This window comes from Sphingomonas sanguinis NBRC 13937 (genome assembly GCF_001591005.1).
GTDB lineage: Bacteria > Pseudomonadota > Alphaproteobacteria > Sphingomonadales > Sphingomonadaceae > Sphingomonas > Sphingomonas sanguinis.
The window spans coordinates 121,019-144,119 of sequence record NZ_BCTY01000004.1 but is presented as its reverse complement, the minus strand read 5'-3'; the positions used below and the strand labels follow the sequence as shown (position 1 = coordinate 144,119).

Genomic DNA, 23,101 nt, shown 5'->3' with positions numbered 1-23,101 from the left:
GGAGGACTGCACGGGGCATGACCAAACACCTTCCCTGGATCGCGCTGGCGATCGTCGGCGCGGGCGCGCTGGGTGTCGTTGCCACGGTGCGGGGCGAACCCGTCAACGCGCTGTGGATCGTGGCGGCTGCCGTCTCGGTCTATCTGATCGCCTATCGTTATTATGCGCTGTTCATCGCCAAGGTGATCGGCATCGACCCCAGCCGTCCTACCCCGGCCATCCGCCGCGCCGACGGGCTGGATTATGTCGCGACCGACAGGACGGTGCTGTTCGGCCACCATTTCGCCGCGATCGCGGGCGCAGGGCCGCTCGTCGGGCCAGTGCTGGCGGCGCAGATGGGCTATTTGCCCGGCACGCTGTGGATTCTGGCGGGCGTGGTGCTGGCGGGGGCGGTGCAGGATTTCCTGGTGCTGTTCCTGTCGATGCGGCGCGACGGGCGCTCGCTGGGCGAACTGATCCGCATGGAGATGGGAGCCGTTGCGGGCACCATCGCGCTGTTCGGCGCCTTCATGATCATGGTCATCATCCTGGCGGTGCTCGCGCTGATCGTCGTGCGGGCGCTGGCCGAAAGCCCCTGGGGCCTGTTCACCGTGGCGGCTACCGTGCCGCTGGCGATGCTGATGGGCGGCTATACCCGCTGGGTGCGGCCGGGGAAGATCGGCGAGGTGTCGATCATCGGTTTCATCGGCCTGATCTTGGCGATCGTCTATGGCCAGTCGATCGCGCAGTCGGCGGTGCTGGCGCCGCTGTTCACCTTCACGCCGGTGCAGCTCTGCTTCCTGCTGATCGGCTATGGCGCGGTCGCCTCGGTCCTGCCGGTGTGGCTGCTGCTCGCGCCGCGCGATTATCTGTCGACCTTCCTCAAGATCGGCGCGATCGTGGCGCTGGCGATCGGCATCGTTATCATGGCGCCGCCGCTGAAGATGCCTGCGCTGACCAAGTTCATCGATGGCAGCGGGCCGGTCTGGGCCGGGCCGCTCTTCCCCTTCCTGTTCATCACCATCGCATGCGGCGCCGTGTCGGGCTTCCACGCGCTGATCGCGAGCGGCACCACGCCCAAGTTGATCGCCAGCGAAAAGGATGCGCCCTTCATCGGTTACGGCGCGATGCTGATGGAAAGCGCGGTCGCGATCATGGCGCTGGTCGCCGCGTCGATCCTCGATCCGGGCATCTATTTCGCGATGAACGCGCCTGCCGCCGTGCTGGGCACCGACCCGGCCAGCGCCGCCGCCGCCGTCACTGCGATGGGCTTCCCCATCTCCGCCGACACGCTGGCGCAGGTCGCACGTGACGTGGGCGAGCATACGATCATCAGCCGCGCGGGCGGCGCGCCGACATTGGCGGTGGCGATGGCGGAAATCTTCAGCCACCTGTTCGGCGGACAGGCGATGAAGGCCTTCTGGTATCACTTCGCCATCCTGTTTGAGGCGCTGTTCATCCTGACCGCCGTCGATGCGGGCACCCGCGCCGGAAGGTTCATGCTGCAGGACCTGATCGGGCTGGTCGTCCCCAGCTTCCGGGGGTCGAGCAAGGTCGCGCCGGGCCTGATCGCGACCGGCCTGTGCGTCGCGGCCTGGGGCTTCTTCCTCTATCAGGGGGTTACCGACCCGCTGGGCGGAGTGAACACGCTGTGGCCGCTGTTCGGCATCTCCAACCAGATGCTCGCCGCCGTGGCGCTGATGCTGGCGACCGTGGTCCTCTTCCGCATGAAGAAGGATCGCTATGCCTGGATCACCGTGATCCCGACCGTCTGGCTGCTCGCCTGCACGCTGACCGCCGGGTGGATGAAGATCTTCTCCGCCGATCCGCGCGTCGGCTTCTTGGCCCATGCTGACAAGTTCGCCAGCGCCGCCGCGTCGGGCAAGGTCCTGCCGCCCGCCAAGACCATGGGCGACATGGGCCGGATCGTCTTCAACGACCGGATCGACGCGGGGCTGTGCGCGATCTTCCTGGGCGTGGTGCTGGCGATCCTGGTCTATGCGGTGCGTACCTGCCTGATCGCCCGCCGTATCGACCGGCCGAGCGTGACCGAGGTTCCGCCCGAGATGGTGGCCGCCGAATGAGCTGGCTCGCCCGCCTGCGCCAGATCGGCAACGCCATGGTCGGGATGCCCAGCTATGACGCCTATGTGGCGCACATGGCGGCGAAACATCCCGACCGCGAGCCGATGGACGAAGTGACCTTCTTCCGCGAGCGGCAACAGGCGCGGTATGGCGGGAAGAATGGCGGGCGTTGCTGCTGATTGATCACGCGAAGCCGCGAGGACGCGAAGCCGCGAGGACGCGAAGAAGGAAGAAGGTTGGTTCGCGCGGAGGCGCGGAGACGCGGAGACGCGGAGACGCGGAGGTGTTGGACCCGGCCGACAGGCCAGACTATCCCAACGCCTGCCTTATAGTCTCCCGCTTCTGAGCGCGGGCAAAGCCCCTCTGCGTCCTCCGCGCCTCTGCGCGAACCTAATAATCTCCGCATCTCCGCATCTCCGCGTCTCCGCGTGAACAAAAACCTTCGCGTCCTCGCGGCTTCGCGTGAACCGAAAACCCTCATCCCGCCCCTACCCTTGCCTTTTATCCGAGCCACAGCTACATCGCGTTCCCATCCGAACAGCGCGGACGGACCTTTCGTCGCAGGCCCCCTGGGGCAGGCGACGGCGGACCTATGCCTCGCTGACAGAATTTCAACGCAGGTGCGGGAACGGCACGAGTGGCGAAGACGACCCCCATCGAGTTCTTCAATCAGGTCAAGACCGAGACCAAGAAGGTCGTCTGGCCGACGCGGCGCGAAACGGTGATGACCGGCGTGATGGTGGTCGTGATGACCACGATCCTGGCGATCTTCTTCCTGGCGGTCGACTCGTTCTTCGAGACGCTGGTCCGCACCCTGCTGTCGCTCGCGAAGTAAAAGGTTTTCCATGGCGCGCTGGTACATCATCCACGCTTATTCCGGTTTCGAGGGCAAGGTCCGCGACTCGATCATGGCTGAGGCGACCCGTCTGGGCCTCGACCATCTGGTCGACCAGATCGAGGTGCCGACCGAAACCGTGACCGAGGCCCGCCGCGGCAAGAAGATCGCGGTCGAGCGCAAGTTCATGCCCGGCTACGTGCTGGCCAAGCTCGACATGACCGACCAGGTCTATCACTTGGTCAAGAACACCCCGAAGGTCACCGGCTTCCTGGGCGCGATGGGCAAGCCCCAGGCGATCAGCGAAACGGAAGCCACGCGGATGCTGAATTCCAAGGAAGAGGCCGCCGCCGCCCCGAAGCACAAGGTCAAGGTCGATTACGAGATCGGCGACGCGGTCAAGGTGCTGGAAGGCCCCTTCGCCAGCTTCAACGGCGTGGTCGAGGAACTGGATTTCGACAAGTCCAAGGTCAAGGTGTCGGTGTCGATCTTCGGTCGCGCGACCCCGGTGGAACTGGATTTCGAGCAGGTCGAACGCTCGAAGTAAGTTCGGACGATCCGACGAAACAGGGGCCGGGGCGGCGACGCCACCGGCCCTTTTCGCATCTGGCGTCCTACAGCTTGGCGCTGTCCGCCACCTGCCGGAACGCAGCGACCCCGGCGTCGAAATAGTGCAGCCGGGGTGCCTCGAAGGTGATCAGGTACAGCTTGCCGCCGATCATCGCAGCCCGCCCCTCGCCCTTGCGCGGCAGGTCCTCGTTGGGCCGGGTGAAGTTGTAGGTGAAGCGGATGCCCGGCTGGCCCGCAAAGGCCATCGGCTCCATCGCGTCCACGGTGAACAGCGGGGTGTCGAGCGCGATGCGATAGCTGTTCTCGACCAGCGTCGGGATGTCGGTCACCAGCATCGTCGCCTTGACGCGCGGCAGCGGCTTGGTGCGCTTGCTGACCTCGCGGAACAGCGTCTGTTCGGGCTCGATCCCGCCGTAGAAGGTCAGGTCGTTCAGCGCATCGCCATCGAAGGTCCATGTCTCCGAATTGCGCCCCGGCCGCGCACCCAGCTTGTTCCATTCGACCGAAGGCGTGACCGTCAGTACCGACTTGGCGACCGCCACCGGCTGCCCCGCCGGGATCAACTTGTTCCCCGCCAGCACCGGCGCCGCGACCAGCGCCAGTCCGATCGCCGCGATCTTGAAACCTCTCATTGCACGCCCCCTTCTCCGATCAACATCGCCATGGCCGCGCGGTCGCTCGCCTGCGGTGCGCGCTCCAGATAGGTTTTGAGCGCCGCCCGCCCCGCCGCTTCCTGCTGCCCGCGCAAGAGGGACAGGCCCAGCCCGCGCCAGGCAACCGGATCAGTGCAGCCCGCATCGATCGCCTGCTGATAGAATTGCGCCGCGCTGACCAGATCGCGGGGATTGCCCCGCTCGCGATAGAGTTCGCCGCGCGTCAGCAGCAGGTCGGGCGTCCATTGCGCGCCCGCCAGTTCGCCGAGTAGATACTCCGAGCCGCCGAAATCGTTGAGCTTGATCTGGTCGGCCAGAAAGGTCGCGCGCCACGGGCGCATCGCCGTCGAAAACGCATCGCGTGCCTCCTCGCCGCGTTCGCCATCCGCCCCCGCCGCCTCGCGCAGATAGGTCGCGCGGGTAAGCTCGGTCGGATGATCGGCAAAGAACCCTGCCGCATAACGATGCGAGACGCGCCGTTTGCGCACCAGCGCGGTCGCATCCTCTTCCGCCATCAGCCGCTCCCAGATGCGCGATGCCGCGAGCGGCCGATAGCCCGCCGCCGTCAGATAGCGCAGGCCCATCAGGTCTGCCTCCGTCTCCTGTGCGCGATTATAGGAGAAGTGCAGTTGGACCAGGCTGACCGGCAGGGTGCTGTAGGGTGAGAGGACGCTGGTCCAGGCGATGATGTCGGTGATCGTCCGCGCCCGGCGAAACGTCTTCAGCCCATGGCGCATCTCGAAATGCCCGAACTCATGACCCAACACCGCCGCCAATTCTGCCTCGTCGCGCAGACGGAGCAGCGCGCCGGTCCAGACCACCATCATTCCATTGGGCGCCATGAATGCGTTGAAATAGGGCGCGCGCACCACATAGATTCGCACGCCTTTGCACCGATCCTCGCCGACCGAGCGGCAAAGGACCTTGCTCATATAGGCGTTCAGCGCCGCGTCACGCACCACGGCGGGCGAGTCGCGCAGGTCGCGCTCGGCCTCGTCCGCCTGCTGCCACAGCCCACGTTCGTCGACCGTAGTCGGCGTATAAGCCGCGCCATAAGGCGGCAGGGGCGCGAGCTTGTCGGGCGCGCCATGGCCCAGGGCCGCGCTCGCCAGCGCAGCGGCGATCATCCATCCAGCCATGCTCGGCCGCCCTTAACGTGCCGCGGTCTGGATCGCGGCCGACGGCAACACGGCGGCGGTCTGGGCGGTGGTGCCGGGGAAACCCTCCAGCAATTGCGAGACCCGCTTGACCGCGCCCTCCGGCGTGCGGACATCGCCACCCATCGCCAGATCGGCGTTCAGCCAAACCAGATCGCCCGTCTTCAGGTCGATCAGCCCGGCATAGCCCTTGTGCACGCCCGCCGTCACGCCGACACCGGCCACCCCGGCGGCCACCACCTGGAGCAGCTTGCGCCCGGTCGAGCCGTAATGATCCACCGTCGTGACGAACAGGGCATAGTCGGCCCCCTGAAGGCCCGGCAGCTTGGCAACCTCCGGCCCGATTGACCACAGGAAGCTGCCATCACGCTTCTTGGTGGGCAGGCGATTGCCCGGGAAGAACTGATAGGTGATGACCGAGTCGGCCAGCGCGGTGAACAGCGCGCGATATTCATGCGCGGTCGCCGCCCCCTGCCCCACCGGTTCGACGAAGTTCACGACCTCGTTGCCGAGCTGCCCCTGAGCCTGAGCCAGCGCCCTGCCCAGATTTTCGCGCGCCTGGTCGGTCCAGTCGGCATTGGGCTCGAAAGCGCCACCGGTCGACTGCGCGCCGACCGCGATTTCGGGCCGCATCAGCACGATGGTGGCGGTGCCGGGCGTGAGGGTGAAACCGGGCTTGTTGCCGGTCTTTTCCTGCGCCGCCAACGGTGTGGCAGCCATTGTCAGCGCCGCCGCAGAGGCCAGCGCACCCCATCCCCGTCCCATGTGTCGAACCCCCGTTCGAGCGATGGCGGAACCGGTCGCTCCCTCGACCGAGTCGTCCATCATGAACCAAAGGTGACATGCCCGGTTCGCTCCTGACAAGCACAATGCTTGCCTTGCGTTTCGACCCATATTCCGCTATCGGCCCGCGCTTCCCTAGCATCATGCGACGGAACCCTTGCGGGAGGGTGCGCTGGCTTATGCCTCGCGCCCGTCACGACCGCTAGACTCGAAAAGAGAGTGACATGGCAAAGAAGATTACCGGCTATATCAAGCTGCAGGTTCCTGCAGGCGCCGCCAACCCCTCGCCGCCGATCGGCCCGGCGCTGGGTCAGCGCGGTGTGAACATCATGGAATTCTGCAAGGCGTTCAACGCGCAGACCGGCGAAGTCGAAAAGGGCACGCCCCTGCCGACCGTCATCACCGTCTATGCCGACCGTTCGTTCTCGTTCGAGACGAAGACCGCGCCTGCGACCTACCTCATCAAGAAGGCCGCCAACCTGAAGTCGGGCTCGAAGGAGCCGGGCAAGGTGTCGGCGGGCAAGATCGCGCGCTCGAAGCTCGCGGAAATCGCTCAGGTCAAGATGAAGGACCTGAACGCCAACGACATCGAGGCTGCGACCAAGATCATCGAAGGCTCCGCCCGCGCGATGGGCCTCGAAGTGGTGGAGGGCTAAGATCATGGCCAAGCTGACCAAGAAGCAGAAGTCGGTCCAGATCGACTCCGAGAAGCTGCACGGCATCGACGAAGCGATCTCGCTGGCGCGCACCCACGCGACCTCGAAGTTCGACGAGACGATCGAAGTCGCCGTCAATCTGGGCGTTGACCCGCGCCACGCCGACCAGATGGTCCGCGGCGTCGTCACCCTGCCCAAGGGCACCGGCAAGACCGTTCGCGTCGGCGTGTTCGCCAAGGGCGCGAAGGCCGATGAGGCACGCGCCGCTGGTGCGGACGTCGTGGGCGCCGAGGACCTGATGGAAACCATCCAGGGCGGCACCATCGACTTCGATCGCTGCATCGCGACCCCGGACATGATGGGCGTCGTCGGTCGCCTCGGTAAGGTGCTGGGCCCCAAGGGCCTGATGCCGAACCCGAAGCTGGGCACCGTGACCATGAACGTCGCCGAAGCCGTCAAGGCGGCCAAGGGCGGTCAGGTCGAGTACCGCGTCGAAAAGGCCGGCATCATCCATTCGGGCATCGGCAAGGCGTCGTTCCCGGCGGAAGACCTGCGCGCCAACTTCGACGCGCTGGTCGACGCACTGATCAAGGCCAAGCCGTCGGGCGCCAAGGGCAAGTATGTCCGCAAGGTCGCCGTTTCGTCGACGATGGGCCGCGGCATCAAGGTGAACGTCTCGGAAATCCCGGGCGCGTAACCTACGCCGCCAGCGCAAGCTGACAGGATCAGGGGGGCGGAACTTCGGTTCCGGCCCCCTTTTTCGTGGAGGTCGATCAGATTTTTCCTCCCCAGCCTGCACCCTCATGATGAACGGAGCCGATGCGCATCGCACAGGGCAACGCCTCCTCGGCTTGCCGGTCGGTCGCACCGGATGCGGCATAGTCGATCCATGCGCCCCATTTTCCTTTTGACGCTGAGCCTCGGCATGCCGCTCGCATTCGGCCTCGGCCTGCTGGTTGCACGACCGGCCTCCCGCCCACGCCCTACCGAGCAAGACATTGCGCGCATGCAGACTGACGGCGATGCCGTCCTCCCGCCCCTCTGGCGCACTTTGTTTCGGGAACGGCCGTGGCTAAAGGCTATCCGGCGGCGGGGTTACATCTATTGCAACCGCCACGGCGCGATCGACATAGGCTGCGCGCGGGAACAAGACGAAGCTATGCAGGGCATGATTTTCGCCCTGATGACCTCGAAGTGGCAACAAGGCATGACGGATCGGAACCAGCTGTCGCAGCGGGAATTCGAAGTCGCTCGGGACCCGGCTCTGCGATCCAAGGTCATTCGCTATTGCGCCCGCCTCTACGACGACCATGGAAGCGAGGATGCAAGGCTCCTGGCCATCTGCCTTGGGAATCTTTCCGATTACTCGCTGCTCGTTCCCATACCGGTTCCGTGAGACGATCCCCGCTCAGGTTCGAGCCCACCCTTTGCTCTCATTTTGCAGATACATACTTCCCCTACCCCCCCTCCAGGCCTTACCCGGAGGGGAAACGGATCGGCATCACGCCACCGGGACGCTGCCCTCAACCAGCCCCGGGCCCTGCAGGACCAGCGCCACGCCGATCGTCTCGCGGGCACCCGCCGGGAGCGTGACTTCCAGCGCCTTGTCGGTGCGGCGGAAGGCCAGCGGCGTCGAGTCGCCGAACAGGGTGACGCGCTCCACGCGGCCTCGCCCGATCGGGTTGCCGTTCGCCAGCAGGGTCAGCCGCGCGACGCCATCGTCTGGCCAGCCCAGGACGAACGCATGCAGGTTCTCGCCCTTGCGGACATAACGGATATCGGCCGCGCTGTTCTTCGAGTGCTGCGTCTCGCTGAACATGCCGCCGCCGCCCGAGCCGGGGCCCTCGCCATGAACGCGCCAGGGCCGCGTGCCGTAAATGGCATCCCCATAGCGCCCCATCCAGGCGGCGATCCCCTCGACGATCCGCTCTTCCTTCTCGTCGATCGTGCCGTCGCCGCGCATCGGCACGTTGAGCAGCAGATTGCCGTTCTTCGACACCACGTCGCACAGCGTGTGGATCACCGTCGCCGCGCTCTTATAGCCGTCATTGTCATAGATGCTGCGGTCATAATGCCAGGCGCCGAGGCAGGTATCGGTCTGCCACGGATAGGTTTCGATATAGGTCTTGCCGCCCCGCTCGACATCATCGACCACCGCCATGCGCCGCTGCGGCGGCGTGGTCTTGATGTTGAGCACCGCCTCCAGCCGCCCGTTATGCCAACGCTGGCTGGCGTTGTAATAATAGGCCGCCATCTCCAGTCCGATCTCTTCCATCGGCAGGTCGAAATTGTCGAAATAGATCAGGTCGGGCTGGTAATTGTCGATCAGCGCCCGGCAACGGCGCGCCCATTTCGCGGCCAGATCGGGACGGCCCAGCGGCTTGCCCTCGTTCCAGAGCCTGTCGTTCCGCTCATGCCAGCCGTCGACCTCGGTCCGGTCCCGATATCCGTCGGGAAGCTTCATGATCGGGCCGTTGTACAATTCCTGCGGGTCCAGCCCGTCCCACCAGGTGCCGCGCCCATCCGCCTTGGTCCGCCAGGCCGCGTCATAGCGCTTGCCCTGCATCGGCCCTTCGGAATCATAGGCATAAGCGGGCTGATACCAGTGCCAGCTATGGGCGCTGTGGTTCGATACGCCGAAGCGCAGCCCTCGCGCCTTCGCCAGCTTGGCCCAGGTGCCGATAATGTCGCGCTTGGGCCCCACCCGGGTGGTGTTCCAGGGGTGCGGCGAGTTGAAGCAGTCGAGATTGTCGTGATGGTTCGCCATCGCGACGAAATATTTGGCCCCGGCGCGCTGGTAGAGATCGAGCTGTCGCTCCGGATTCCAGTTCTCGGCCTTCCACTTTCCGATGACGTCCAGGAAACCGACCTTGCTGGGGTGGCCGTATTTGCGAACATGGGCGTTATAGGCGCGCGATCCCTGCTCATACATGCCGCGCGCATACCAGTCGCCTTCCTCGGGCACACATTGCGGGCCCCAATGCGCCCACATGCCGAACTTGGCGTCCCGGAACCAGTCGGGCGCGCGGTAACCGCTCGTCAGCGAGGCCCAATCGGGGGTGAAGGTTCGGGCCTGCCCCGGTGCCGCAGCCTGGGACGCTGCCACCGGGCCGAGTGCGGTGGAGGCTCCTGCCACGCCGACCGCCCCCAAGAGATCACGCCGATTCACCTTCATCTCCACACTCCCGCACCGGTCGTTTTTTCGACCATTCATGTCCGACATAATGTGTCATCCGGTTACGAGAGTGGCAAGAAGTTTTACAAATGAGATCGAACAATCGCCTATGATATTTATATATGACCGAACGACTAAGACCAGCCTGACATTCCGCCGGTATTGGTCAGTCCAAAAGCGTCTTCATCCGTTCGGCATCGCGTCATCACGCGGCGGGATCGCTCCGGCCCGCATCACGGTCCATCCCGCCAGGCGATGGCCGCGCACCGCCGCCTTGGCCGGAGAGGCTCCGCCCAGCCGCGCCGCCAGATAGCCCGCATTGAACGCATCACCCGCACCGCTCGTATCGCGCGGGTTCAGACGCTCGGGCGGGGGCACGATCCCATCACCCGCCAACAGACAGCCTTCCGCCCCGAGCTTGACGACCACTTCGCCCGCGCCGCCCGCCCGCCAATGCGCCTGCACCTGTTCGGCCGAGGTCGCGTCGTTCAGCATCGTCTCGTCTTCCAGCGTCGGCAGACCGATATCGCAGACCGATATCGCGCGAGCGCACAGGTCGCGCGCCACCTGTTGATCGGCGAACAGGCGCGGACGATAATTGCCGTCGAACGCCACCCGTCCCCCGCGCGCGCGAACCCGCCCGGCCAGCGCGAAAAGGCGATCGCGCCCTTCGTCCTTCAGGACCGCCAGCGTGATCAGCGAAAACAACAGAAGGTCGGCCTGCTCCGCCTCCGCCATCACCGCCTCGGCGCCCGGCAGGGATAGCGTCTGGCGCGCCGCGCTCTGTCCACGCCAATAGGCGAAGCTGCGCTCACCGGCTGCATCGGTGTTGATCGCATAGAGGCCGGGCATATGGCTGGGGTCGCGTTGGATCAGGCTGGTATCGATGCCCTCCGCCGACCAGTCCGCGATCAGCGTATTGCTGAACGGATCGTCGCCCAGCGCGGTGACGTAGCGGACATGAGCGCCCAGGCGCGCCAGATGGATCGCGGTGTTCAGCGTGTCCCCGCCATGGCCCAGCCGCCACAGGCCGCCCTCGGCCCGCGTCAACTCGATCATGCCCTCCCCGACAACCACGATCCGCATCGGCCTTCTCTCCTTTATCGTATCAGCCTGTGCCCTCTCGATAGTGGCAAGGCCAAAATTTGTAACTGGTCAATCCGAAACGCCGATGCTACCGCTACCGATCGGAAAATGCGATATGGGACGAGGATAGCCGACGTGTTGATGATCCAGTCTATGCGGTGGTTCGGACCCGCCGACCCGATCGCCTTGTCCCACATCCGCCAGGCCGGTGCCACAGAGGTCGTCACCGCGCTGCACGAAATCCCCAATGGCGTGGTCTGGCCGCGCGAGGCAATCGCCGAGCGGCGTGCGATGATCGAGGCGGCCGGGCTCGGCTGGTCGACGGTCGAGAGCCTGCCGGTGCACGACGCGATCAAGCGGGGCGAGCTGACCGACGAATTGGTACAGGCTTATGGCGACAGCCTGCGCCATCTGGCGGCCGAGGGTGTGCGGACCGTCACCTATAACTTCATGCCGCTGCTCGACTGGACCCGGACCGACCTGGACTGGGAGCTTCCCGACGGCGCGACCGCGCTGCGCTTCGAATGGGCGGCGGTGGCGGCCTATGACATCCATATCCTGAAGCGCCCGGGGGCCGAGGCGGATTATTCGCAAGGAGTCCGCGCCGCCGCCGCTGAGCGGTTTGCCGCGATGACGCCCGAGGAGCGCCACAAGCTCGAACGCACGATCATCGCAGGGCTGCCGGGTAGCGAGGAGAGTTTCGACTCGCCGGCCTTCTTGCGCGCGATCGACAGCTATGCCGGGATCGATGCCGAGGCGCTGCGAGCGAACCACATCGCCTTCCTACGCGCGGTCTGCCCGATCGCCGAGGAGGTCGGCATCAAACTGGTCGTCCATCCCGACGATCCCCCCTTCCCGATCTTCGGCCTGCCGCGCGTGGTCAGCACGGCGGAGGATCTGGAGCATCTCTACGCCGCCGTGCCGTCGCTGGCGAACGGGCTGTGCTTCTGCACCGGCTCATTCGGCGCACGGCCGGACAACGACCTGCCCGCGATGGTCCGGCGCTTTGCCGACCGGATCGACTTCCTCCACCTCCGCTCGGTCGGCTGGGAAGAAGGCGAGCGCAATTTCCATGAGGCCGAGCATCTGGGCGGCAATGCCCGCATGACCCAGGTGATGCAGGCGGTGGTCGAGATTTCGCATGCACAGAACCGCGCCATCGTGATGCGGCCCGACCATGGCCACCGGATGATGGACGACCTTCATCGCAGCTCCAATCCCGGCTATTCGCTGCTCGGCCGGATGCGCGGGCTGGCCGAGCTGCGTGGGCTGGAGCAGGGAATCGTGCATATGCTGGGCTTGAACGCAAACGCCGCTCCGGCCGAACTGGAGCTGACCGCATGACCCGCAAGCTGGAGCTTCACCCCGACCGGCTGCTGCCCGCCGACCCGACGACGCGGGGCATCGCGCGGACGCTTTATGCCGAGGTTGCGGACCTGCCGATCATCAGTCCGCACGGCCACACCGATCCGCGCTGGTTCGCCACCGACGAACCCTGGGCCGACGCCAGCGACCTGCTGCTCGCGCCCGATCATTATGTCTTCCGTATGCTCTACAGCCAGGGCATTGCGCTCGACGATCTGGGCATCCCGCATCGTGGTGGCCGCCCCGCGGCCGATCCGCGCGCGGCGTGGAAGCTGTTCGCGTCGAACTATCACCTGTTCCGCGGCACGCCGTCGCGCATGTGGCTGGACCATGTCTTTGCCGAGGTGTTCGGCTTCGACGAGGCGTTGGAGGAAGCGACCGCCGACCGTTATTTCGACGCGATCGGCGAGGCGCTCGCCACCCCCGCCTTCCGCCCGCGCGCGCTGTTCGAGCGGTTCCGTATCGAGTGCCTGGCGACGACCGAAGGCGCCGACGATTCGCTGGTCCATCACCAGGCGATCCAGGCCTCCGGCTGGAAGGGCCGCGTCATCACCACCTATCGCCCCGACAGCGTGATCGATGTCGAGCATGAGCAATTCGCGGGCGCGATGCAGCGTTTCGCCGAGCTGACCGGCGAGGATGTCCATAGCTGGTCCGGCTATCTCGCCGCCCATGCCAAGCGTCGCGCCGCCTTCCGCGCGCTGGGTGCGACCGCCACCGATCACGGCCATCCGACGGCGGCGACCGCGAACCTGTCGACCGCCGAGTGCGAGGCGCTGTTTGCGCGCATCATCGGCGGCCACTGGACGCCCGCCGATGCCGAACTCTTCCGCGCGCAGATGCTGACCGAGATGGCGAAGATGAGCGTCGCGGACGGCATGACGATGCAGATCCATCCCGGATCGTTCCGCAACCACAATGCAGGGCTCTTCGCCAGCCATGGGCGCGACAAGGGCGCGGACATGCCGATGCGCACCGATTACGTCCATGCGCTGAAACCCATGCTCGATGTCGTCGGCAATGAGCGCGACCTGACCATCATCCTCTTCACGCTGGACGAAAGCGTCTATGCGCGCGAGCTGGCACCGCTGGCCGGGCATTATCCCTGCCTGAAGCTGGGGCCCGCCTGGTGGTTCCACGACAGCCCGGAAGGGATGCGCCGCTTCCGCGAGATGACCACCGAGACGGCGGGTTTCTACAACACGGTCGGGTTCAACGACGACACCCGCGCCTTCCTGTCGATCCCGGCACGGCATGATGTCGCGCGGCGGATCGACTGCGGCTTTCTGGCGCGGCTCGTCGCCGAGCACCGGCTGGAAGAGGATGAGGCGGTGGACCTCGCCCATGCGCTGACCAACGGGCTGGTCCGCACGGCGTACCGGCTGTGACCCGGCTGAGCGAGGCGACCGCCGCCCATCTGCCCGCCGGTGTCTCGCGCCCTGGTTACGATCGGGCGAGCCAGCGGATCGGCATCGTGCATCTGGGGCTCGGCGCGTTTCACCGCGCGCATCAGGCGGTTTATACCGATGACGCGATGGCGGCGGGGGATCGCGATTGGGCGATCGCGGGCGCATCGCTGCGGTCGGCGGGCGTGCATGACCAGATGGCGCCGCAGGACGGGCTCTATACGGTCACCGAACGGTCGAGCGAAGGCGAGTCGGTCCGGCTGATCGGTGCGATCCGCGAGGTGACCGTGGCGGCCAAGGCCCCGGAGCGGCTGGCGGCATTGCTCGCGGCGGCAGACACGCGGATCGTCACGCTGACCGTGACCGAGAAGGGCTATTGGCGGCGACCGGACGGCGCGACCGATCTGGCGGGCATCGTCGCGGACGGGAACAGCATCTACCATCATCTCGCCCGGGCAGTGGTCGCGCGGCAGGCGGCGGGCCTGGCTCCGCTGACGCTGGTGAGCTGCGACAATCTGCCCGACAATGGCCGAGTGCTGCGCGCCGGTGTCGCAGCGTTCCTCAACCATCAGGGCGAAACGGCGGCGCGCGGTTGGTTCGAGCGCGACTGGCGCTGTCCCAACACCATGGTCGACCGCATCGTCCCCGCCGTCACCGATGGCGACCGCGCGCGGGTCGAGGCGGTGCTGGGGATGCGTGACGAGGCCGCGGTCGTCACCGAGCCCTATCGCCAATGGGTGATTGAGGATGATTTCGCGGGCGACCGTCCGCGCTGGGAATTAGGCGGCGCACAGTTCGTCGCCGATGTCGCGCCCTATGAGACCGCCAAGCTCCGTATGCTCAACGGCGCGCATTCCGCGCTCGCCTATCTGGGGCTGGAGCGCGGCCACCGTTTCGTGCACGAGGCGGTGGCCGATCCGGCGATCCGCCCGGTGGTGGAAAGGCTGATGCGCCAAGAGGCGGCGACCAGCTTCACGGCCGCCGAGGGGCAGCAGCTCGATCCCTATGCCGATGCGCTGCTTGCCCGCTTCGCCAATGTCACGCTGGAACATCGGTTGTCGCAGATCGCCAGCGACGGATCGCAAAAGGTCGGCCCGCGCTGGCTATCCTCGCTGGCGGCGCATGGCGGGGACGCGCCCGCCACGCTGACGGCGCTGGCGGCGTGGCTGCGCTTCATCCGCACCGGGAATGACGCCTCACCCGATCCACGCCGGGCAGAGCTGGCCAGGCTGTGGGCGCAGGGCGATGCGGGGCGGGTCGTGGATGCGCTGTTCGGCGCTGGCGGTTCGATGGCGGGCCTATGGCAGCCGACCGAGGTGCAGCGTCAGGCGCTGGTCCGAGCGATTGAACTGTAATTCCTCCCCTGCAAGGGGAGGTGGCAGTCCGAAGGACTGACGGAGGGGTGTCCCGCTTTCGAGAGGGGGACACCCCTCCACCATGCTGCGCATGGTCCCCCTCCCGTTACAGGGGAGGAATGATAAGGCGTTACTGCCCGTCCTTGGGCTCGACACCCTCGGCGGGCGCATCGCTGCTCGGGGTGCGCTGGACGCGCGAAGTCATGCCGGTGGCGGACGCATCGTCCAGCATCTGCTGGTCGACGGTACGCTCGGGCGGCGGCGGCGGTACGGTGTCGGCGGCCATGTTGACCGGCGCGACCGGCGCCGCATCGTTGGTCATGACCGGGGCCTCTTCGGGCATCGACATATTGTCCTCCACGACCGACGTGTCGTTCTCGACCGGCACGGGCGGGTCCTCGGACGAGCGCGAGCAGCCTGCCAGCGCCGGGAGCAACAGCCCCGCCGCGACCAGTGCCATCGCCCGCTTGTTCATCATCTTCATCATGCTTCCCCTTTAATCCTTGGTCGACTGGGCCCGCTCGGCCGAGCGTGCCTCGATCTTGCTCGCCAGCAGCGCGTCCCAGCCATAGGGGTCCTCACGGAACCCCACTTGGCCATCGGCATTGGCGAAGGCGGTCCAATAGAGCAGATAGACCGCCACCGGCTCCGCCATGGTCGCGCGTACCGTCTTGCCCGAGGCGATCGTCGCATCGATCTGCGGCTGCTGCCATTCGGGCGTGGTCTTCAGCATCAGCGACGCCAGCTCGGCGGGCTTTTCCAGCCGGACGCAGCCATGGCTGGCGAGCCGGTCAAACTTGGAAAAGCCCGACTGGGCGGGCGTGTCGTGCAGATAGACCGCGAAGTCGTTGGGGAAATCGAACTTGTACCGCCCCAGCGCGCTCTTTTCCGACGATTGCTGCAATCGCTTCGATCCGTCGCCATTGTCGATCACGCGGAAACCGGCACGCTTCAGATAGCCTGGATTGGCCCGTTCCTTGGGCCACAGCTCCTTATTGGCGATCGAGCTGGGCACGTTCCATGGCGGGTTCAGCACGATGCTGCGGATCGTCGACACCAGCATCGGCGTCTCGTTGCCCGGACGGCCGGTGACCGCCTTCATCGACATGACCGGGTTGTCGCCGTCGAACACGGTCAGCACGGCGGCGGCGATGTTCACCTGCACCCGCTTGGCCTCCAGCTGCTGCGGCAGCCAGCGCCAGCGTTCCATGTTCGCCATGATCTGGCGGATGCGCTGCGCCACCGGCACGTTCAGCATCGCGATGGTCTGGCCGCCCACCGTACCGACCGGGTTCAGGCCATAGCGGCGCTGCGCCCGGCGGACCACGGCGAGCAGGTCGTCGTCGAACCGCTCGCCGGTCGTGCTGACCGCCGGGTCCTCCATCGCCAGCCGCTTGCGCAAGGCCAGGACCTGCGGCCCGCTCGCGCCGAAATTGATCGTGGTCGCGGGCAGCGACGACCAGCCGCCCGCCGCCGCCATCGCGCGATAGCGCGCCAGCCCCTTCACCAGCGCGTCATAGCCCGCATAGGGCGGCGGCAGCGAGGCGACCCAATCCGCCAGCCGATCGCGGCGCACCGCATCGGCAAAGCCCGGCGCAGCATCGAAGGGCTGCGGCCGGATGCCCCAGTCCTTGGTGAAGTCACTTGGATCGAGCCGTCCGACATGGACCGCATGGGCATAGTCGAGCGCGACACGCGTCAGCGCGGCGGGTGACAGGGTGGACAGGTCACGCGGCGGCCCCTGGCGCAACCCCTGCGCCACCTCGGCCTGTGCGATCAGCGTGGCGAGCTGGCGGATTTGCGCCTCGCTCAGCGTCGGTATCGCTGTTGGCGCAGCGAGGGAGGGAGCGACGGGCGTCGTGATGATGGCGGGCGGCGGCGTCTGCGCGCCCGGCGCGGGGGGCACCATGACCGGCGGCGGCGCGACCTGCGCCATCAGCGGCGTGGTTACCAGCGATCCGACCGCCATGGTGGCGAGGCAGCGGGCGAAAAAAGGGCGATTCACGGAAAAAAGCGATGCGGTCATGTCGGTATGATAGCCCCTATTCGTCCTATTGTCGTCGCAGCAGCGCGCTTACGCCGCGCAATCCTACGCCAAGCTGAACCGAACGACGATCCGCCGACAAATTGGCTCCCAAAGAACCGAAAAGGGCCGATTACATCTCTTGAATGCGGCTAAGGCGCGAGACGCCGTGTTCGTCGAACGCCTCGACCGCGACATAATAGCGCTGGCCCATGGTCAGCGCGCGCAGCGGCAATGCGGCCTGCTCCCCTGCCGCCACCCGGTCGGCAAAGACCTGATAGGTCAGCGCCAGCCGATCGGGCCGAATGCCCCAGCGGACATTATAGCCGACCGCGCCCGGCACGCGCTTCCACCGGATCATGGCGTTGCGCGTGTCCGCCTCGCGCGTCGCGGCGGTCAGCTCGGGGGCGGCGGGATCGACACCATCGGCATTGCCGAACACCCGCAGGTCGCTAATCGCCAGATGCGCGCCCCCGATATGACCGTGGACATAGCGGACATAACGTGCCCGTACCGGCGCTGGCAGCGCGAAATAGGCGTTGGGTCGATCGCGACGCGGCGCTTCGGTCCGGGCGAGTGGGCGCCAGTGGCGGCCATCCACCGACTGCTCCAGCCGGAACTCGGTATAGATGTCGGGCGCATCGCCGAAGCGGCCGGCTTTATAATCGGCGAAGTTGACCTGCACCGCGCGCACCGTCTTCACCGCGCCCAGATCGAGGGTCAGCGTCGCGCCCGGGGCTTTGGTCGGCGACAGCCAGAAGCTGCGCGGATTCTCGTCCGTCGCGTCGGATGCCGGATGCCCCGCCACCTCGCCGCTCGCCGTCGCCCGCTTGTGATAGGATAGCAGCATCCAGCCGGTGAACAGCGATTCCGGGTCGGTGACGCGCGTGGTCGGCATCCGGTGCGGGAAATCGCCGAAGCGGGTCGACACGCGCATCTGCCCGTCCGCCTCGAACGCGGCGGGCCATAGGCCGATGCGCCGCTCGAAGGTCCAATTATAGCCGATCCAGGGCGTGCCGGTGTTCCACCAATTGCCGTGCGCATCCTGGAAGGTGTTGCCATGCCCCGCCCCCTGCACGAAGCCACCGGGCTTGTAGCCGACCGGGTTGTACGGGGCATAGGTGAACGGCCCCATCGGCGAGGTGCCGACATAGGTGCCGGTGGCATAGGCATTATACTCGGTGCCCGGCGCGCCATATTGCAGATAATATCGCCCGGCGACCTTGGTCATCCACGCCCCTTCCATGAAGGGGGTGATCGGCGTGCCATTCGGCAGCGTGCCGCTATGATCCTGGCCGAACCGCTCCCAGCCATGATGCGCCGGGTCGAGCAGGATGAACGAGCGGCGCGGCTCGCCATAGACCATCTTGCCATCGACGAAGCGGATGGGCGCGCCATAGATCGGAAAGACGTTGGACGAGTTCCAATAGAGATACCAACTTTTGTCATCGTCCTGGAACAGGTCGGGGTCCCAGGGGCCGGGCGGCACCTGGCCGGGCTTGATGCTGTCCTCAAACCCCGAACGCACCGCGCCGGGCAGGGGCGGCATCCGGCGAACGAAATAGTCGATCTTGCCGCTCGCCGGATCGCTGGTCGAATAGATGGTGCCCTGATCGGTCATCGACGGCATGATCAGCAGCCGCTTCCCGTCCGAGCTGACGGCGGGTGCGACGATGCCTTGCGCGGGCCAGCGGCTTGGCGTGACGAAGCGCCAATGGACCAGATCGGTCGAGCGCCAATAACCATCGGCCAGCGTCAGGAAGAGATAATAGGCCCCCTTGAACCGCACGATCACCGGGTCCGCGCCGGTGCGATAGGACACACCTTCGTTCACCTGCTCGAAATTATAGCGGTAATCGATGTCGACGGGATTGGCATAGGTCTGGGCGGGCACGGCGGCCGCCGCGAGGGCAAGGGACAGGATCATCGTTGCGCCTGGACGAACAGGTTGGTGGTGAGGCGGCCGGCTCGCGGATCGTCGCTGAGCGGCATGTCGGGCGGGATGATGCCCGAATGGAGCAGGTTGCCCTGATAGATGACGACGCGGTCGGCCCGCGCCTCGACCAGGCCGATCTGCTCGAAGGCGGCGTTGCTGCTGTTGGTATATCCCGCCAGTCCCGCGCTATCCCGCCTGGCGGCGGCGATGAAGGCGTCGCGATTGGCGGGTGTCACCTGCTCGATGCCCGTCGCGCGCTGGCGGTAGAAGGCGGTGCCGCTTCGCTGCGTATCCGACAGATAATGGAGGACGGCCAGATAGCCGGGATCGGCCGAATCGAAATGCGGCGCGCGCTGTGCCGGGGACAGGGAGGCGGGGGCGGCGGTGACCATCGAGAAGCTGCCCTCGATCCAGTCGAAGCCGTCCACCTCGAACGCGCCGCCGATGAACGGCGCGACCATCTGGAGCAATGTTGCCGCATAGTCGTGCGCGGGACCGTCGGCGGGCGACAGGACACGCCGGACGCCGGGATAATGGCTGTCCGGCACCTCGGGAAAGGGCGCGAGCGCCGCCGCCAGAGCGACGACGCCCGCGACATCGCCCAGCACATCGTCGACGACCACGACCGGGCTTTGTGATTGCCCGACACGCAGGAGGCGCGGCGTCACGACGCCGCCCTCCCCGCATACCAATGACGACATGGCCCCATCGGTCTTTTGCTCATTCGGGACCACCCCGGCGCAGGCCGGGGTCCAGTTGCCATGCGATCGGCGTAGATCACCAATGCTTCCCCAACTGGGCCCCGGCCGTCGCCGGGGCGGAGCGACAGATTTTGCTCTACCCCTCTGAAAGGAGGGCGACGACGCAAGCCGCCCTCGCCCCTTAGAATTTGTAACGCGCCCCGACCTGGAACGAGCGCGGCACGCCGGTCGTGTCGAATTCGCGCTTGGTCGGGTTGACGCCCGAGCCCGCACCCCAGGCCGAATAGGTCCGGTTGACCGAGTCGAACAGGTTGAACGCGGCGAAGTTGACCTCCAGGTCATGCCCCCAGGGCATCTTGAAGTTCTTCGCGATACGCAGATCGACCGAGGCATAACCGACGATCTGGTCGGGCCAGAACACGCCGCCGAAATTGCCATAAGCATTGGCGTTCTCCGGCGGGTTGGCCGGGAAGATGACCTGGCCGAAGGACGGGCCCGAGCTGAACGTGCCGGTGACCGAGATCTTGGTATCCCATGGCCCCTTGGCGATGCCGGTGCCGACGAAGCGCCACTTCTCGACGCCCGCGACATAATTCCAACCATACGCATCCATGCGCGGACCATTGTAGAATTCGTCACCCTGCAGTTCCTGGGCAACATTGCTCTTGGCCTGCTGCACGGTGAGCGTCGCGGTGAAGCCCCATTTCGAGCCCGTGACGAACGGCTTTTCGGCGGTGAAGTAGAGTGCGTTATACACCGCCTTGCCCGCGTTCGAGCCGATGTTCAGCTTGCCGCTATAGCCGGGCAGGATGCCCTGGGCGGGGAAGTTGTCCTCGATCCACTGATCGCCCTGGCTGGTATATTGCCCGCTGGGCAGGCGGTTGCCGCGCACATATTTGAAGATGTTGTAGCTGCGGATGTGGCTGAACGTCACCGAGGTCTGGACGACGCCCAGCCGCTTGCGGAAGCCGATGTTGAACTGGTCCGAATAGGGCAGCTTGGTATCGTTGTTGAGCAGCCAGACCTCGCCGCCCACGCCCGTGGCGGTCGCCGCGGCGCGCAACGCGTCGACATTCTTGTAGTTGTTGTTCCAGGCCAGCGTCGCGGCGGGCAGCGCGCCATTGTTGGTCGCGCGGATGCTGGCGCAGCTCGGCTGGCCGGGGCCGTCGCAGAAGCTGAGCGTGACGGTCTGCTGATAAAGCTGCTTCACCGTCTCGATGCCCGAGGCGATGAAGAGCGGCCGGTCATAATAGCGCCCGGCGCCCGCAAAGAAGATCGTGTCGCGATCGCCATTCAGGTCATAGGAAATGCCGAGACGCGGCTGGAACGCCTTCCAATAGGGCTTCCGGTTGGTGCCGGTGGAAATATAGTCGTTCGGGTTGATCCCCGCCGCCTGCCAGGGCTGATAGTTGCGTAGCGCATTGGCGATGGCGGTTGGCGTGACGAACTTCTCGTTCTTCGCGTTGGTCTCGTAATCCCAACGAAGACCGGCGTTGATGGTCAGGTGATCGTCAACCGTCCAGTCGTCCTGAATGAACAGACCGATCTGCGTATCCTTGGCGGTCGCGGGGCGCACCGGCACAACCGAAACCGCCGCCTGCTGCGGGGTCGAGGCGTCGAAGCTCGTGAAGGTCGACGGCTGGAAATAATAGCCGCCATTGCCCAGATTGTCCTCGGCGCGCGACAGGTCGTTCAGCGAGACCTTCACACCCGCCTTAACGACATGGCGGTCGCCGAAGAAGGTGACGTTGTTCTTGAACGTCCAAGTCTTCTGGTTGTCGAACTGCTCGAACCCGTTGGTGCCAAGCTGCGCGACGACCGCGCCGGGCTTGCCGAGATTGATCTCGGGGCCGGAGCTGGTGCGCGGCGTGCCGTTGAACACGCTGTTATAGGCGATGGTCAGCTCGTTCAGCCAATGGTCGCCGCGATGGTTCCATTCGAGCTGATAGAGGTCGATCTTCGACTGGAGCAGATGGCCGTGCGACGGGACCGAGGTGCCGCCGAAATCAGCCAGATTGCTTTCGCGGCGGAAAAAGCCGCTGAGATTGACCGTATCGGCCGCCGACACATAGCCGGTCAGTTTGCCGAAATAGAGACGCTGGCTGAAATCCTGCGGATAGCTGCCATTATACTGATTGGCGATCGCCTGCGGGACATTCTGGGTCGGGTCGGCAGACACCGTCTGGCCGAGCAGCACCGCCGCCGAGGGAGCCTTCTGGTCGGTCGCCTCGAACGCGCCGTAGATGTGCAGCACATCCTTGATGATCGGGCCGCCCAGATCGGCGCCATATTGCTTGCGGTCGAACTTGCCGAGATCGCGCGTGCCGTCCTGGTTGTTGCGCTGACCCGGACGGTCGAAATATTTCGTGCCGTAGAAGGAGCTGGGCTGCCACTCGCCAAACAGCGTGCCGTGATAGCTGTCACCGCCGGTCTTGGTCACCGCGGTGATGATCGCCGACCCGGCCTGCTCATACTCGGCCTTGTAATTCTGGGTATCGACCTTGAATTCCTGCACCGCCAGCTGCGGGAAGGGATTGCCCTGGCTGAAATTCTGGCCCGCGACGCCGCCGTGATTGACCTGATTCTTCAACGACAGGCCGTCGATGAAGACGTTGACGTTATCGGCGCTGACGCCGCCCGCCTGGACCTGACGGTTGCCGCGACCCGGCGTCACCGCGACGCCCGGTGCAAGGGCGGCGAAGTTCAGGAAGTTGCGGTCGCTCTGCGGCAGGCTTTCGATCTGCTGCTGCGAGACGTTGGTCGAGACCTCGGCGGTGCGCACTTCCTGGGTGCGGCGGCCGGTCACGACGACATCGCCCGAAGCGGCGCCACCAGCGGCGACCTCGCTACCGGCAGCGGCAGCGGGTTCACCGATATCGGCGGTGATGATCTGGCCGATCGGCACCACGACCTGTTCGGGCTGCTGGCCCTGAACCTCGACGCGATAGGTGCTGGGGCGGATGCCGGGGATGGTATAGTCACCCGACGCATTGGTGCGCACGGTGATGACCTGGCCGGTGGTCAGATCGGTGATCTTGACGGAGGTGCCTGCCGAGGCGCCCTCGACATGGCCGCGCAACGTGCCCGTCGCCTGGGCATAGGCCGGTGCACTGACGACCAGTGCGGCGGCCATCGCCAGCGCCGAAATTCCACGGCTCATGCGCGCGCGATCGATAGTGGATGCCATTTCAGTCCCCTCCTTGTCATCCCTTGGCGCCTCTTCCTGCCCCCGGCCGACCTGGCGCGCACGCGCCGACCGACCAGTTGGGAGAGGCTTATGAAACCGGTTACTTGCGCGCGTAACCGGTTACAACCGTCGTTGTGCATTCCATTTCAC

Annotated in this window: 20 protein-coding genes; 10 read left to right on the top strand and 10 right to left on the bottom strand. The window is 65.9% G+C overall.

Going from position 1 to position 23,101, the window contains the following annotated elements; all coding sequences use genetic code 11:
• Positions 1-17: 17 nt before the first annotated feature.
• The 4 genes from SSA01S_RS04070 to nusG all read left to right on the top strand — a co-directional run bounded on the left by SSA01S_RS04070 (position 18) and on the right by nusG (position 3,445).
• A complete protein-coding gene (locus SSA01S_RS04070; RefSeq protein ID WP_061779330.1) occupies positions 18-2,063 on the top strand; it encodes a carbon starvation CstA family protein in 2,046 nt (681 codons plus the stop codon).
• On the top strand, positions 2,060-2,242 hold the full coding sequence (locus tag SSA01S_RS04065; protein ID WP_061779329.1) for a YbdD/YjiX family protein: 183 nt from the start codon (positions 2,060-2,062) through the stop codon (positions 2,240-2,242). Before SSA01S_RS04070 ends, SSA01S_RS04065 begins: the two co-directional genes overlap by 4 nt.
• 458 nt (positions 2,243-2,700) lie before the next feature.
• A complete protein-coding gene (gene secE, locus SSA01S_RS04060) occupies positions 2,701-2,898 on the top strand; it encodes a preprotein translocase subunit SecE (protein ID WP_007407051.1) in 198 nt (65 codons plus the stop codon).
• A gap of 10 nt (positions 2,899-2,908) precedes the next feature.
• Positions 2,909-3,445, top strand: coding sequence for a transcription termination/antitermination protein NusG (gene nusG, locus SSA01S_RS04055; RefSeq protein WP_058715475.1), 537 nt, complete (start codon positions 2,909-2,911; stop codon positions 3,443-3,445).
• A 67-nt stretch (positions 3,446-3,512) separates the two neighbouring features.
• Here the strand turns inward: nusG and SSA01S_RS04050 are convergent, their stop codons facing one another.
• From SSA01S_RS04050 to SSA01S_RS04040, 3 genes are read right to left on the bottom strand one after another with little or no spacing between them, the layout of a single operon-like run.
• Positions 3,513-4,100, bottom strand: a complete 588-nt coding sequence (locus tag SSA01S_RS04050) for a hypothetical protein (RefSeq protein WP_061779328.1) — start codon at positions 4,098-4,100, stop codon at positions 3,513-3,515.
• The gene (locus SSA01S_RS04045) at positions 4,097-5,260 is read right to left on the bottom strand and encodes a M48 family metallopeptidase (protein WP_061779327.1); all 1,164 of its coding nucleotides are present in this window, start codon (positions 5,258-5,260) and stop codon (positions 4,097-4,099) included. Before SSA01S_RS04045 ends, SSA01S_RS04050 begins: the two co-directional genes overlap by 4 nt.
• A gap of 12 nt (positions 5,261-5,272) precedes the next feature.
• Positions 5,273-6,043 carry a hypothetical protein gene (locus SSA01S_RS04040; protein ID WP_240954701.1) on the bottom strand — a complete coding sequence of 257 codons (771 nt, stop codon included), beginning with the start codon at positions 6,041-6,043 and terminating at the stop codon, positions 5,273-5,275.
• A gap of 242 nt (positions 6,044-6,285) precedes the next feature.
• On the opposite strand from SSA01S_RS04040, the gene rplK reads away from it, so the two are divergent.
• The 3 genes from rplK (at position 6,286) to SSA01S_RS04025 (ending at position 8,113) form a co-directional block, all read left to right on the top strand.
• Positions 6,286-6,717, top strand: a complete 432-nt coding sequence (gene rplK / locus SSA01S_RS04035; RefSeq protein ID WP_007407063.1) for a 50S ribosomal protein L11 — start codon at positions 6,286-6,288, stop codon at positions 6,715-6,717.
• Positions 6,718-6,721: 4 nt separating this feature from the next.
• The gene (gene rplA, locus SSA01S_RS04030) at positions 6,722-7,414 is read left to right on the top strand and encodes a 50S ribosomal protein L1 (protein WP_058715478.1); all 693 of its coding nucleotides are present in this window, start codon (positions 6,722-6,724) and stop codon (positions 7,412-7,414) included.
• 192 nt (positions 7,415-7,606) lie between these two features.
• Positions 7,607-8,113: a hypothetical protein gene (locus SSA01S_RS04025; protein WP_061779326.1), complete on the top strand. Its 507-nt coding sequence runs from the start codon at positions 7,607-7,609 to the stop codon at positions 8,111-8,113.
• A gap of 105 nt (positions 8,114-8,218) precedes the next feature.
• Here SSA01S_RS04025 and SSA01S_RS04020 read toward each other — a convergent pair whose 3' ends face one another.
• Together SSA01S_RS04020 and SSA01S_RS04015 are read right to left on the bottom strand one after the other, a co-directional pair.
• Positions 8,219-9,892 (bottom strand): alpha-L-fucosidase, encoded by a 1,674-nt coding sequence (locus tag SSA01S_RS04020; RefSeq protein ID WP_061779325.1) that lies wholly within the window; start codon positions 9,890-9,892, stop codon positions 8,219-8,221.
• Positions 9,893-10,075: 183 nt separating this feature from the next.
• Positions 10,076-10,978 carry a sugar kinase gene (locus SSA01S_RS04015; protein ID WP_061779324.1) on the bottom strand — a complete coding sequence of 301 codons (903 nt, stop codon included), beginning with the start codon at positions 10,976-10,978 and terminating at the stop codon, positions 10,076-10,078.
• Between the two features lie 141 nt (positions 10,979-11,119).
• Between SSA01S_RS04015 and uxuA the strand changes: the two genes are divergently transcribed.
• The 3 genes from uxuA to SSA01S_RS04000 are packed head-to-tail and all read left to right on the top strand — an operon-like array spanning position 11,120 to position 15,104.
• Positions 11,120-12,322 (top strand): mannonate dehydratase, encoded by a 1,203-nt coding sequence (gene uxuA / locus SSA01S_RS04010; protein ID WP_240954700.1) that lies wholly within the window; start codon positions 11,120-11,122, stop codon positions 12,320-12,322.
• The gene (gene uxaC, locus SSA01S_RS04005) at positions 12,319-13,731 is read left to right on the top strand and encodes a glucuronate isomerase (RefSeq protein WP_061779322.1); all 1,413 of its coding nucleotides are present in this window, start codon (positions 12,319-12,321) and stop codon (positions 13,729-13,731) included. Before uxuA ends, uxaC begins: the two co-directional genes overlap by 4 nt.
• Positions 13,728-15,104, top strand: a complete 1,377-nt coding sequence (locus SSA01S_RS04000; protein WP_061779321.1) for a mannitol dehydrogenase family protein — start codon at positions 13,728-13,730, stop codon at positions 15,102-15,104. Before uxaC ends, SSA01S_RS04000 begins: the two co-directional genes overlap by 4 nt.
• Before the next feature lie 130 nt (positions 15,105-15,234).
• Here SSA01S_RS04000 and SSA01S_RS03995 read toward each other — a convergent pair whose 3' ends face one another.
• The 5 genes from SSA01S_RS03995 to SSA01S_RS03975 form a co-directional block, all read right to left on the bottom strand.
• Positions 15,235-15,591, bottom strand: coding sequence for a hypothetical protein (locus SSA01S_RS03995; RefSeq protein WP_061779320.1), 357 nt, complete (start codon positions 15,589-15,591; stop codon positions 15,235-15,237).
• Positions 15,592-15,600: 9 nt separating this feature from the next.
• Positions 15,601-17,130 carry a L,D-transpeptidase family protein gene (locus tag SSA01S_RS03990; protein WP_156477657.1) on the bottom strand — a complete coding sequence of 510 codons (1,530 nt, stop codon included), beginning with the start codon at positions 17,128-17,130 and terminating at the stop codon, positions 15,601-15,603.
• Positions 17,131-17,260: 130 nt separating this feature from the next.
• On the bottom strand, positions 17,261-19,054 hold the full coding sequence (locus SSA01S_RS03985) for a family 43 glycosylhydrolase (protein ID WP_061779319.1): 1,794 nt from the start codon (positions 19,052-19,054) through the stop codon (positions 17,261-17,263).
• Positions 19,051-19,731, bottom strand: a complete 681-nt coding sequence (locus SSA01S_RS03980; protein WP_061779356.1) for a DUF6445 family protein — start codon at positions 19,729-19,731, stop codon at positions 19,051-19,053. Before SSA01S_RS03980 ends, SSA01S_RS03985 begins: the two co-directional genes overlap by 4 nt.
• 214 nt (positions 19,732-19,945) lie before the next feature.
• Positions 19,946-22,924 carry a TonB-dependent receptor domain-containing protein gene (locus tag SSA01S_RS03975; protein WP_240954698.1) on the bottom strand — a complete coding sequence of 993 codons (2,979 nt, stop codon included), beginning with the start codon at positions 22,922-22,924 and terminating at the stop codon, positions 19,946-19,948.
• Positions 22,925-23,101: the final 177 nt, after the last annotated feature.